This window comes from Halorubrum ejinorense, from assembly GCF_055389685.1.
In genome coordinates this window covers 1,576,187-1,589,128 of the sequence record NZ_AP043777.1, presented here as the reverse complement: position 1 = coordinate 1,589,128, position 12,942 = coordinate 1,576,187, and the positions used below count along the sequence as shown (strand labels likewise).

The 12,942-nt window shown below is 54.9% G+C and carries 10 protein-coding genes and 1 pseudogene; 6 read left to right on the top strand and 5 right to left on the bottom strand.

Annotated elements, in window-relative coordinates; translation table 11 throughout:
* Positions 1-259: 259 nt before the first annotated feature.
* Together ACZ5KW_RS09110 and ACZ5KW_RS09105 are read right to left on the bottom strand one after the other, a co-directional pair.
* Positions 260-484 (bottom strand): annotated as a pseudogene (locus ACZ5KW_RS09110) (6-pyruvoyl trahydropterin synthase family protein); the annotation flags it as partial.
* A 232-nt stretch (positions 485-716) separates the two neighbouring features.
* The gene (locus ACZ5KW_RS09105; RefSeq protein ID WP_343777582.1) at positions 717-1,319 is read right to left on the bottom strand and encodes a metalloprotease family protein; all 603 of its coding nucleotides are present in this window, start codon (positions 1,317-1,319) and stop codon (positions 717-719) included.
* A gap of 242 nt (positions 1,320-1,561) precedes the next feature.
* Between ACZ5KW_RS09105 and ACZ5KW_RS09100 the strand changes: the two genes are divergently transcribed.
* Positions 1,562-2,800 carry a hypothetical protein gene (locus ACZ5KW_RS09100; protein ID WP_343777584.1) on the top strand — a complete coding sequence of 413 codons (1,239 nt, stop codon included), beginning with the start codon at positions 1,562-1,564 and terminating at the stop codon, positions 2,798-2,800.
* A gap of 3 nt (positions 2,801-2,803) precedes the next feature.
* On the opposite strand, the gene ACZ5KW_RS09095 is transcribed toward ACZ5KW_RS09100, so the two are convergent.
* A complete protein-coding gene (locus ACZ5KW_RS09095; protein WP_343777585.1) occupies positions 2,804-3,673 on the bottom strand; it encodes a DNA adenine methylase in 870 nt (289 codons plus the stop codon).
* Between the two features lie 188 nt (positions 3,674-3,861).
* Between ACZ5KW_RS09095 and ACZ5KW_RS09090 the strand changes: the two genes are divergently transcribed.
* Both ACZ5KW_RS09090 and ACZ5KW_RS09085 read left to right on the top strand, forming a co-directional pair.
* Positions 3,862-7,032, top strand: a complete 3,171-nt coding sequence (locus tag ACZ5KW_RS09090; RefSeq protein ID WP_343777586.1) for an AAA family ATPase — start codon at positions 3,862-3,864, stop codon at positions 7,030-7,032.
* On the top strand, positions 7,029-8,387 hold the full coding sequence (locus tag ACZ5KW_RS09085; RefSeq protein WP_343777587.1) for a hypothetical protein: 1,359 nt from the start codon (positions 7,029-7,031) through the stop codon (positions 8,385-8,387). The genes ACZ5KW_RS09090 and ACZ5KW_RS09085 overlap by 4 nt, the downstream gene beginning before the upstream one ends.
* A 49-nt stretch (positions 8,388-8,436) precedes the next feature.
* On the opposite strand, the gene ACZ5KW_RS09080 is transcribed toward ACZ5KW_RS09085, so the two are convergent.
* Positions 8,437-9,474 (bottom strand): DUF7961 domain-containing protein, encoded by a 1,038-nt coding sequence (locus ACZ5KW_RS09080; protein WP_343777588.1) that lies wholly within the window; start codon positions 9,472-9,474, stop codon positions 8,437-8,439.
* A 682-nt stretch (positions 9,475-10,156) separates the two neighbouring features.
* The gene (locus ACZ5KW_RS09075) at positions 10,157-10,387 is read right to left on the bottom strand and encodes a helix-turn-helix domain-containing protein (protein WP_343777589.1); all 231 of its coding nucleotides are present in this window, start codon (positions 10,385-10,387) and stop codon (positions 10,157-10,159) included.
* Between the two features lie 177 nt (positions 10,388-10,564).
* Between ACZ5KW_RS09075 and ACZ5KW_RS09070 the strand changes: the two genes are divergently transcribed.
* From ACZ5KW_RS09070 to ACZ5KW_RS09060, 3 genes are read left to right on the top strand one after another with little or no spacing between them, the layout of a single operon-like run.
* On the top strand, positions 10,565-11,161 hold the full coding sequence (locus ACZ5KW_RS09070) for a hypothetical protein (protein ID WP_343777590.1): 597 nt from the start codon (positions 10,565-10,567) through the stop codon (positions 11,159-11,161).
* Complete coding sequence (locus tag ACZ5KW_RS09065) at positions 11,161-12,078, top strand: hypothetical protein (protein ID WP_343777592.1); 918 nt, start codon at positions 11,161-11,163, stop codon at positions 12,076-12,078. Before ACZ5KW_RS09070 ends, ACZ5KW_RS09065 begins: the two co-directional genes overlap by 1 nt.
* Positions 12,078-12,896 carry a DUF8168 family protein gene (locus tag ACZ5KW_RS09060; protein WP_343777594.1) on the top strand — a complete coding sequence of 273 codons (819 nt, stop codon included), beginning with the start codon at positions 12,078-12,080 and terminating at the stop codon, positions 12,894-12,896. Before ACZ5KW_RS09065 ends, ACZ5KW_RS09060 begins: the two co-directional genes overlap by 1 nt.
* Positions 12,897-12,942 lie beyond the last annotated feature (46 nt).

Here is a 12,942-nt window from a genome sequence, read left to right as displayed (position 1 = left end):
TATTGCTCGTTCGGAGGATTGGTCGAGATTGTGAATGAGACAAGCAGTGGTGAGTTCCGGAACTGCTTCCACCATCGATGGGATCGTACTACCACACCGTACTTACGTTTGAGCGTTGCTGGCGTGGGAAGTCGAAAACCGGGTACCCGCGTATATATATTAATTTAGAGAGTTTGGCGGACAGGTTCGGCCTTCTCCCGGTTTATCGGCACACAAGTGTCACTCAATTATCGATTTGTAGGTTTGTACCTTCCGAACTTGTGCCTTTGTCGACGACCCACCCTTCCTCGGTGAGTTCGCCGGTCACTTCGACGGTGATCTCGTAGTTGTGGCCGTGTGGCCGCGAGCACTTCCCGTCGTGATGTAAGATTCGATGGCCCGAGCTAATTCGGATGGGGTTGTCGGCTCCGATGTGGAGTGTTCGTTGGCCTGCTTCTGCCAAATCCACTGCTATAGAGTCATCTTGAGGTATGCTCTGAGACATACTCAAAGAATATTATGAGCAAATATAAGTATTGAGTTTCACCGGCTTTGCTGAAATTCTCATAACATGACGAACTCTGACTCAGCTCCGATCAATATAGCATTCCTACAGATAACGACATTTTTGCGCCCGACAGCCCAGATAACGTCTCAGGGTTACCCCAACAGCTCTTTTATAATCACCTCAACGGAAAAATTCCTTGTGACGGATTATATAAAGCCCTCAATATCGGTCAGTCTGAATTTTGGTACATTGCTGAAAAGTACCCAACAGTCTCCTCTCCAAGGTCAGACATCCAAAATTGCGTCTCTTCTGGTAATCGGAAATGGAAGATGATGTCAGTGGCATCTTTCGCAATAAATCCTGCATTCATTATGAACGCAAGCTCAGCAATATCCCCTAACGTGCCAGAAGCGATAATGAGAATCAGTAGCGCAGGTAACTGAATCATAAAAATCGGTGCAGCAGTCATCAGATTGAGCTCTCGACGGGATATCCACGTCTCCCGCACCACAACATGCCCCTTCAGTCGGTAGTAGATCGGTTCTAAACCCAGTCCTTTCGCAAACAACCGATGTAACTGCTCATGTATCTCGAAGGTTGCCAAAGAGACTGCCAATAGCAAAACAACGAGGTACCCACTCTGACGGGTGCTATATCCGAGAATTATCAATGGATCAGCTGCCACCCGTGCGATGATCCCTGAAGAAACCAACACCACAACGACTGTTGCTCCGACAAGGAAAACGAGACTTATTAAGTTTAACAACCAATTTGGTTGACTAATCTTTACGGGCTGTGTGTATCCGGAAGGCACCGAGTCAGGCCGACGCATGATATAATTCTGTTCTGGTGGACACATTAATGAATGTTCATTGACTAGATTGTTACTCCAAGCCAGATAGAATTGGTTTTGTTATGACGCTCTAATAGAACAGTTCTCAGGTCCGATTCACCAGTAACATCAATCGGTCAAACCGGTTGGTAGAGACACGATGGAGTGCGTATAAGCACATTGTGTGCTGTTGGTATCCCGATCCCCCCAACTATATCAGCTATCCATCAATGGACAGGACAATGGCAGTCACGCTCGCCGAGCCAACGGTGCTTGCTGCCGCGAAGGACACACTGTATCCTGATATCGACACGACCCCCGATCAGTACGCGGTCACGGAAACGCAGTTCACACAATCCACATGGGGTGGATGGACCATTCCTGATGCGCTCCGTGACCGGCTCGCGCCGTACAACACGATCCGACTCGCTGCCGGCGAGCCCGACTTACTCGGCGTCGGCATGCCCGCTACCGATGTGCTAAACGGTGACGCAGCCACGACACCAGTCACGGTGATCGAGGCGAAAGGCCACAACACTGACCCGAGCGGTGCGGACGTCGCTCGCGGCATCACCCAGGCCCACGCACACCTCCCAGAGGTCAACTTGGGGTACGTCGCTGCGCCGGCTCCCAGTGTTACCGACGCGGCGCGCGCACAAGCCCGGAACCTCAACGTCGGTCTTATTGCTGTCGACACCACCGACACGGCACGCGTCGTCGAGCGCGCTCGCGTCACTGGTGCCGGTGAGTTCTCAACCACGATCGACGCGGTGCGACTCCAAGCCACGACGCATCGGCTCACCGACGGCAGCTTCCCGGTGAATCATCCGAAGAATTACCTGGGGTATGCGCTTGCGCTTGCTGCTGATGGAGACACTGACGCCGTCTACGCCGACAACGTCATCAACGCTATTTCGGGTGGCCGGCGCGGCGCGATCCTGTTGAGTCTTGTCGACGATCAGCCCACCGGCGATTCGCTCACACATCTCGGCGCAGAAGTCGTTCGCTTCGCCCGCGATCAGCATGGGAGTGTCACGGCTGCGCTCACAGAGTTCGATACGTGGACTGGTAGCCGAACGCGATTCACCGAACTCGCTCCGAGATGGGCACAGCTCGCACGCTCCGTCGCCATTCAATATGAGCCCACGAGGCTCATCGTCACCGCGCTTGAACGCCTCCACGACAGTGGCGTCCGTGATGTGTCGCTCGCCGACGTCGCGCTCGAAGCCACACGCATCAACCAGCCGCTGGCCGTCGAGGTATTCTTCACCCAGAATCGACGGGACGACGTTCTGACCGCAGACGGTGATATTCACCAGGCCGTGCTCACGGACCCGGCTGTGTACAAGTCCGGCATTCACTTCCAATTCAAGTACCAGCTCTATCATCTTGGGATTCTCACCACTGGTGGGACCGACGACAAAGGAGAGGTGTTGAGCAACGAGTGGCGGTTGGAGCAGGCTGTTGGCCTTCCTAGATAGTCGCTATTCAGTGAAATCTGCGAGTGTCTTTCGCCGCCGGTCTCCGGGTTCTACGTTTGTTATTAGGACTTCAGCAACCTCGCCGCGATTACTTGCATCGCTGTTAATCGCTCGCGTCGCACCTACGTATGTCACTGAAAAGGCGTCGTGCTCCTCGTATAACTCTGTGACAGGGGGTGAATTCGAAATGAGAACGGAGATATTCTGTTCTGTGAGCTCCACAGCAACGTCGCGCAATCGGCGTTGATCGTCTCGATCAAACCCGTCAGCGTGGTATGAATTGAAGTCCGCTGTTTTCGACACGGGTTCGTACGGAGGGTCGAAATACACGAGGTCACCGCTCGATACCTCTTCTAACACGTATTCAAAATCGGTGTTGAACACCGCCGTACCCTGCAAGGTACGTGAAGACTTCCGAATCCGTTGTTCTTGTACCCAGTCCGGATTTGTGTATCGTCCGAATGAGACGTTGAATTCTCCGTCACTGTTCTCCCGATATAACCCGTTGAAACACGTCCGATTCAAATATAACAGCAGACTCGCCTCCCGAACACGGCCCTCACGTGTCAGCGTAGACTCCGAAAGAAAGCTATTGAACTCCGATCGTGCCTCGTAAAAATACTCTTCCGAATGCTCGTGCGTCTTATTCTCCTCAATGAGATCATCCGGATAATCACGGACAACCTCGTAGAATGTGGTCAATCGTTCGTTGAGATCATTAATCGTCCCTGAATCAGGATCAAGATGAAAAAACACTGCGCCGCCGCCAACGAACGGCTCATGATACGCCTCATACGTTGTTGGAAAGAGTCCCGTGATTTCGGAGAGAAGCTGGCGTTTCCCACCCGCCCACTTCAGAATCGGTTCCACCATTCGTAACCACGTTTTAATGGGGTATAGAAAAGCCTGTCTCGTCTCTAGTATTGGCTTGATTTGACTGTTGCAGCAGGAATTGACATGGCGAACTCTGGGAGTTGATCAACTGATTTTACTGGGATGCCTGTCATCGATTGGTACTGTTCAGTAATCAGAGTTACATCACTCCCGTGTACAGTGCGGGTATGGACGACGATCGCCGTATGAGCACGGACCGATTCTATGGCGGTGTCGAGAACCGCATCTCAATCCTCCAAGATTTTCTCGCGTTTGTCGGTGATGAACATCCATCCCGACAGGAACTCTACGACTGGTTCGATCAGAACACCGGTGGCGGCGGTGAGGGGTTCGTAGATCGAAATATGGGGTTCTTCGAATCGTTACACCTCGTACGGTTCGACGGCGAGACGTGTCACTTAGGCGTGTACGGTGAACGATATGATCGAACACATGACCCGTTCGTGGTGCTTCAGGCGCTTCGAAGCGGGATCAAAGGGTTCGATACGATTCTCAGTACACTTGCGGACTCGCCTCGTACTGATGAGGAAATTCAAGATCTGATCGTCGCCGAATTCGATGCTGCTTCCACAGGCACAGCAATCAAACGGCACCGAGAGTGGTTACAAGTCCTCGGATACCTCAACCACGAAGGAGACACGAACTCTCTAACCGATGCCGGGAGAGGAGCCGTTGATACACTGAATTTACTAAGCGATCGTGCTGTAATCCCGCCGGCAACCGGAGACGCAACGACTGACTGGGTCGATGTCCTCAGCCAGCACTCCGACAGGCACGGGATAACTCTCGAAGACAGTAGTCTCGAAGGATTCCATGTACAGATCCCCGGCGATCAGCCAACCCACATCCGTGTTCATCACCCATTCATAGACGATTCGCACACAGCCACACACACTGATCCGGGGTTCTTACAGATCACTGCTGACAAGGAAAATAACGCATTGGAACGTGATGTGGCTGGGTCAATTGTCGGGATCGTCCTCAACACTGACACCCCTGATCTGTACGACCCGGTTCTCGATGACTTCCTCTATTTCACAGAAGATATCCTCAGCGAAGCAGCCTCTACTTCCCAAAGCATCGAAATCGGAGTCGCTGATGATGGGACCTACGACGACCCGTTCACCGGGCGCGCCAACAATTGGCACGATCTTCTAGCGATCCTTACGCACGACGACCAAACCCACACCATCGAGCCAATCACGGATCCGGCACCGTACTACTGGGTGAACCAAGGTGAGGAGGAAATTGACGGCGAGTACCTCAAAGCTCCGACCGACGACCTATTTCAGTATGACCTGCCGAAACTTACTGTCGGAGATATCGTCTTCAGTTACAACAACGGCGAAATCGTCGGGTACCACGAAATCGTCGAACCAGCTCACATCATCACAACTCACGATAGAGATGATGGCACCGGCGAAGAGGAACACTACCGTGTTGAGACCGAATTCACACGGTTCACAGACCCGCTCGCATTTGCTGACGTGTTCAAAACGCTGTGGGAATACCGTCTCGACCAGTACTATCCCGTGAACGCCGGCGGGATCAATCAACAGTACTTCTACAACCTCAGCGAAGCTGCTGGCGAATACCTCTTCCAACAGGGAACGCAGCAGCCACTAGACGATACTGGCGCGACCGACGAAGAAAAAAGCGATATCGACCATCCGGTTCTCACACATCTCGACAAGCACAGCGACACAACAATCTACAAGCTCACCGCGCCACCAGACTACTGGCTGACTGCCGTCGAATACCGCGGCATCCCTGTTGAAGAGACTCATGCCGAGCACTGGCGTGACGCATCACCCGGTGACATAGCCATTTTCCACGCACAACAAACGCCGTCGAACAGTGAACTAGAGAGCCAAGACGGAGTCGTATTCGGCATCGGGATCTTCGGCGAACCGTACCAGAAATCCGAGCAATGGCTACACGACGAATATGAAGCAGATCATGTTATTGAACGTGTTATTGGCCTTGACCGGCTATTCATTACGAGCGACATCAGCGAACTCGACCTTGTAACCGGGACGCTAGCGAAGAGCCAGGCAGAACTCAACGACGAACTCTCTGCGTTAACCCGAAATGGTCTCTCCATCGACCGCGTTCAAGAACTCTGTCGAGAGGCGAGTGACATAGAGTTCCCGACACAGAACACGTTCGTCAGATTCCGAGCTGATGACGGCACGCAAGATCTCGATCGTCCACGCGCCATCATTACTGCGTTAGCACCGGATCTCACGGAACTCTCCCCGATCAACTACGAGAAACCGTTTGCTGGGACGCTCCAAGCTGACGATCTCCTTGACGGGCTGTACTTCCCAGGAGACCTTGGTGAGACGATTATCGAGCAAATCGAAGCCGCGCTCCTCGCCGGCGATCATATAATCCTGACCGGTCCACCGGGCACCGGGAAAACCGAAATCGTAGAACGCGTCGCCACGCACCTCGCCGACGCGTACCCGTACCTGTACTCCGGATCTGAACTCACCACGGCAACAGCCGACTGGTCCACGTTCGACACCGTCGGCGGGTACATGCCAACCGAAACCAGCGGCGACAATGCAGACGCTGATCTGGCATTCACGCCCGGCATTATTCTCAATCGGCTCAAAGATACTCAGACCGGCATTCAATCGAACGAGCCCGTCATCATCGACGAGTTGAATCGCGCCGACATCGACAAAGCCTTCGGCCAATTATTCACGCTGCTCTCCGGGCAATCCGTTCAGCTCCCCTTCACACGAAACAACCGCGAAATCGAACTCCTCACCACCGAGCATCTTGACGGCCTGCCCGCCGCACACCAGTACGTCGTCCCTGACTCATGGCGGATCTTCGCCACCATGAACACGTACGATAAAACCTCGCTGTACGAGATGAGCTACGCGTTCATGCGGCGCTTCGCGTTCATCCGCGTTCCCGCTCCTGAATTCTCCACCGATGACGACGACACCGCACGTAACGAGCTGATGATCGAAATGGATGCGTACATCGACGCTTGGGATGGGCTTGACCCGAGCGACGAGGAGCGCGATGCGATCGGGCTCGTTTGGAAACAGACGAATCAAGCCGTTGACGATCGGTCGATCGGCCCCGCAATCGTCCGCGACATGCTTGCGTACGTCACGAATCGCCACACCAGCGCAGCAGACGATCTCTCTGAACGCGTCACTGAGGCCGTTATCAGTTACATCTTCCCGCAGCTCGAAGGCGTCCCAGAGCGCAAGCAAATTATCACGCACATCGCAGCCGTCGACGCAACCGATACCGATACGCTCAGAACCGCTGCGAGCGACATGCTCCAAGTCACGATCGATACTGAATCATGAACCGCGAGGACCTCATCGACGGGCTCACCCAAGACATCCTGGCGTACGTCATGAACGGCGGGTTCCCTAAACAGGAACTCGCCACCTCGATCAAACCCGAGGCGCTCGATCAACGGTTCGAAGATTACGAGCTCCTCCTCGATCTTCATTTTATCCTCAAACCCGACATCGTCGAGTTCGTCAAGCATCTCTCCCAACGTCTGCGGAACGTCCGCACCGAAACGAAAACCGTTGCCCGCACGCAACGCGGTGGCATTGATGGGCACATCAACTGGGGCTCAACCGTCAAAGCCCGGTACTCAACCAACCCGAACGACCGATCGTTATTCGTCACCGAAAACCGCTCGGAGGACTACGATATACCCGAGAACATCGTCCTCAAACGCCTCCTCTCAATCATCTACACGACGCTGCGTGATGCTGACGAGTATCTGAAAGGCAACTATGATTGGGTCACCGAGCGGTGGCAAGCCAACACCGACCTCATCGACGAAGTACAACGCACCGTCGAACGCAACGTCCACGTCCGCCGCATCCGCGACCCAGAAACGTACGAACCAACTGAACGCATGCTCACCACCGCCGCCAACTCCCGGCAAGAAATCTACCGCGACGCAGCTACACTGCTACGTGCTCGTCAGGAGTTGTTTGACGGTGACCCCGACGCGCTACGCACTCTCCTCAGCCAAACCGCAATCACCCCGGATGATCAAGCTCGGCTCTTCGAACTCTATGTTCTATTCCGATTCATCACCACGCTCGAGGACCTGCAAGACGCACGACCCATCTTTCAAACGATCAAGAGCGGACGCCAAGAAGTCGCTAAGATCGATGGTGAGCAAGAGATCGTGTTGTACCACGACACCTCTGCCGACGACCGCGGACTCTCATTCCGCACTGAAGCCACGCGAGACGACCGAGAGCCCACTCGCGCTGAACGCGTCCAAGAGACCGCACGCGACGTTGCCAGCACGTATTTTGATAAGAACTTCCAAGATCACACGGGCCGCCCTGATGTCATTGTTCTCGAAGTCAAATCCGATGACCCGATCACATACGAGTATCTCATCGCCGAAGTGAAGCACAGTACCCGCGAAGAAACGATTCGAACCGGAATCAGAGAAACACTCGAATACCTCGCCTTCCTCCGTATCAACGAAGACTACGTCTTCGGACGGAACAAGAGCGATGAGATGGATATCTTCGGTAGCGGGTGGAACGGTTTGTTAGTCGTACAGGATCTCGATCAAGAAGCCCTCTCTGTCGATGAACAGGAAGATGAACCAATCACCATTCTACAAGCAGGAGATCTTAACGAGGAGCTGCCAGGAATCCTAGAGAACATGCTAGACTAGTAGACGAGTTCCTGTTTGGACACACAGAGTAAGCTTAAACCGCGAATTTCTACGATGTTACGTCTGCAAAGCTGAGTGCATCGTGAGTGTACGAGTACTGTTTCAAGTCCTCGCACATCGTTGATAGCTCATTCGGTGGAATGTACTCGGGATCATCAGCGTTCCCGTCAATGTGTTTCCTAAAGACGACATCCACATTCCGTTCGACCTCGGCATCCTCGGAAACGGACACAACGATGGCTGTGTCGGGATCGTCGTATTCTGTTTTGAACACGTAATCGCCAAGCACGTACGGATTCTCGGCGTACGCGAGATTCGTGTGCTTGTACGTGTACAATTTAATCTCTTGGTCAGCACAGTACGATGCGAGCTTCGCAGCGTGAATTGTCCGCCAATCACCCGGACCCTCATCAAGCATATTTGGAAACGCAACCCGAACTGCTTCCCCGCTCACCGACTGCCCGTACAAACTCACGTCTTTCTCCGGCGGAAGTACCTCCACTACAACCGCAACTGACGCATCATCATCGTTAGCCTTCACAACACGATCACCCGGCGCATACGGGTTCTGCGGCTTCTGATTCATATGTGCCGTATTAGGTCCGAGTTCGTGCAGCTCGTTCATCGGGCGAGCTGCCAAGTGAGACAATTTTGCTGGTTCTTCGCCTGAATATGTCTCCTGTGACGTAACTTTTGATTGTAGTGTTTCCGTCCGCTCCCATCCGAGCAAGATCAGGCCATCTTCATTATCTCGATGCCACACCATCACAATAATATCGTCCGCATCGTCATTCGCCAACAGCGTCGTCGGACGAAACGCAGACACGTCCCGTGAGGTCTTCACATCAACCGTGTACCCGAACAATTCGAAATCATGCCCGGAGAAACTCTCCGCGTTACACCGCCGAATTGCCTCCTCATTCTCCCACGCCCACAACTCTACCGGCAAGTATTCACGACAGAACTGCTCAAACGCAAGTTCCCCGAGATTACCGATTCGCTTCACATCAACATCATCAGCACCCTGAATGACCGCCTGATGATGCGCACGCTTCTTATCGATCTCATCAGGCGTATAGAGGTACATACATAACCAACCACTATTCTTGATATAATTCTGTGCCTAACGATATCAATTAGAATATTTTGAGAACTGAGCGAGCATGTCTTGATAATATGAGAAGAAATATATTAGTAAATAATCACTATCTACAGACAATCTCCGCTCTGTCTTCGGATTTAACACCTATGAAAGCCTGCTAGCGCAACAAACCACGTCTGCAATACTATATTTTTCGCCAAGATCGACCCGATCGTGTCCATGGAGAGAAATCGCAAGCAGTCACGGTGATAGCTCAGGAATCGTCCGGCAGGCGGTCAAAACGTGAATGCTATAGCTATGGCTGACGGCCGCTGCGACCGGCCGATGAGGGCCGCCGGCTCGGCGGCCCTCAGTAACTCACCTCTTGTGGATCAGATTCCTCCATGCGGTCGAGCATCTGGTAGATCGATACGAGCTGCTGCGCTGATGGGTGGTGTGTGCGTAAATGGAGCAACACCTATTCGGGCTCGCCGCCCGGATGCCGCTAGCATCCGGGCGGCCTCCCATGATGGTGCTTCCTTGGCACGTAGGCCAATCAGAGCCACGCGTTCTGAGACGCTGTTGAATCATCGGCCTTTGACCACCCCAGTACCTATTTACGCACCCTGGGGACTTAGCAGGCTTTCATCCCATCAGAGTAGATAGCTGTGATTAGTTAATATTCGTATTATTCAGAAACTCTCCATACAAGTGAATTCCCGATTTTTTGTTTTTCTACATGACCTTGATCTAGTAATTTCCTGAGGCGATAGTCGACACTTTGGCGGGCAATTCCTAACTCGTCCGCTACTTCTTGAGTACCGGCAGGTTCGTTCAATCGGACAGCTTGGATGATTTCTTCATCCGTATACTCCGGCTCAAATTGGCCACTCTCATCTCTTTCTCTATCGCCACTCATTATCGTCAGATCATGGGTATCAACCTTCAGCGTTCTGGCTCATATTCACATACCAAAGATATTTAACCATATGCTACATAGCAGATGGTAGAGAGTCAGGTCGTAGGCATGATCGATCCGGAAATGCCCGAGTGCTGGTACACTCGGACCGGGCTTCTCACTGGCTGAGAGGTACCCATGACAAGAAAAATCACAGATGGTGAAGACAGTATCGATGATAATCTGATTGAAGACATATCACAAATAAAACAGCTTGCGCTCGGGGAAGGGCCGGCAGAATGTCAAATCTGCGACCGCAAACTCCGGGAAGGCGACGAGCTGACCGCGTATGCCTTCCGGGCGGCTGGCAACCCCATTTTTGAAATTGGATTCGTGATGTGCCGGGCGGACGAGCACGCGCACCCGACAGAGTTCATGCGCGGCGTGCACGAACTCGTCGTGACAGGCCGGATCGGTCTGTGCACCGACGTGGCGACCCAGTCATCCTGGCTGGTACTCCTCGCGCCGGAACCGATCGTGGCGAGCCGACCCAGATCAAGCGACGCACACCCGGTCGGTGAGGAGACGACACGCAAGACTGACCCGCTCCACACGCACCAGGCCACCGAGGCTGACCCGACACCACCGTTCGAAGGCATCCATGAGCGCGGGTCAACGCAACTCGAAGGGACCACCGAGCACACGGCCGACTACTCCCAGAGAGACGGGACACAGCAGGCCGAACACAACGAGCAGGTCCACCAACAGGCGACCAACCAGGGGGGTGACGAGTAATGCCCCCAGCATTCGACACCGAACACCTCGACCACGAGATGTCACTCCCAGACGACATCGAGAATCTCACACTCCCGGACCTGTATGTGGGCCTCGAAATCCCACTGCTCGCACCGGGTGATGGGATCGTCACGGATCGCCATCACGCCTCGGCGGACCGCTACGAGGCGGACGACCCACAAAACCAAATCGGCGGGATGGTGTCACCATTCCCGCTCTCGGGGTGGCTCCGCCACGGCTGTGAACGCGTGCTACAGATCGCCGGCGGCACGGCGTGCCACCCGGGCGCAGCGAACGGGGATTACATGCTTGAGGACGTGTACGAGCGCGACCTCGACGCCGGGTACCACGAGAAAGGCTCGTGCGTCGATGGCGACGCCGGCTGCGTAATCTACGACCTCTTTGGCGGATTCAACGACCGGGCGGGACGGCTGGTGCGCCGGCCGCTCCGGTTCTCGCCAATTCGCCGGCAAGTCGACGTCCTACAGGGCGAAGCGGAAGCGCACTACCGGCAACTGAACACCCAGGTGCGCTCACGCAACAGCGAGGACGACGGGCAACCATTGCGGATGGCGTCCCGAGACGTCGTCGGCAACCTGGTGGGGACGTGGAAACTCTCGTTGCGAGAGCTGAAACCGGAGTACGTCGGGCTACTCGTCGAGGCGGTCGATTACCTTGACGCCCATAGCGACGAGTTCGAACTCCAACTTGGCGGCGCACGCAACTTCGGGGCGGGCATGGTCGATGCGCGCGTCATCAACCCGCTGTACACGGACGCCGAGATCAAGCGAGTGTACAATCGCGCCCAAGACGCCACCTCGGGGATGGCGTGGAAGGATGACCTGTGGCGAGAGTCGGTGCGCCAGCAGTTCGTGGTACCGCTGCAAGAGCGTGTGAACAGCATGGAGGAGCTGTGATGGCCCGCAGTGAAACCGCGAGCGTGGACCTGCGGGTGGCGTACCGCCACGACGTCCACAAATTGCGCGGCCGCCAGCACGGGTCGGGACGTGACGAGCTGTTCGACGTGCCGGTGAACGACTCAGTCCCGTTGCAGGCGGATCGAGATGCGGCGTTGCTGAGCCGACCAGAGGGCGAACCTGAACAGACGGTGGCGAATCACGCGTCGCCGGCGCGGCTGTCGCTGCTCACGGGCTCGGTACTTGAAACGGGGGCGGTCCCCCTACAATATCCCGCGATTACACCGCTGATCGACGGCTCGCCAGAGGAACTCCACGCAGCGTGGCTGACGAGCGAGACTGCAGCACTAGTGAACGAGTCGGTGTATCTCCCGTACTCGTCGCTCAAGTACCACGTGTTGCTGGTGGCCGCGCTGCTTGACGCATATCGGGCGGGCCACACATTTGACGACCTGTTCCTGGTTGTCGAGCCAGCGACGGAGTCGCCACCGCGGAACGCGGATCGAAAAGCGAGACAGCAGGCAGCACTCGACGCGGACTGCGTGGTGCCACACCGAACGGTGTTGTGGACGGAGGCGATGACGATGCGGCTGTCAGCGTCACCAGATGGACCAGCGGCGTGGCCTGGCCCAGCCCCGGCTGAATCGTTTGCTGATGTATGGAACCGAGTGTCTGGGTCGCCCTTGGGCCGTGAAGCGCAGTGGTGGCGTCACGTGGATGCGCAGTTGCGACGAATCAGGTCGTGGTCGACGGCGCTACAGTATATCGAGGATGCTGTCAGGCAGGATACGCGCGGCACCGCGGGGGTGGACGCGTGACCCGCCGACACGATCGTGACTGGCGGACCGCCGACCCCACCCATCC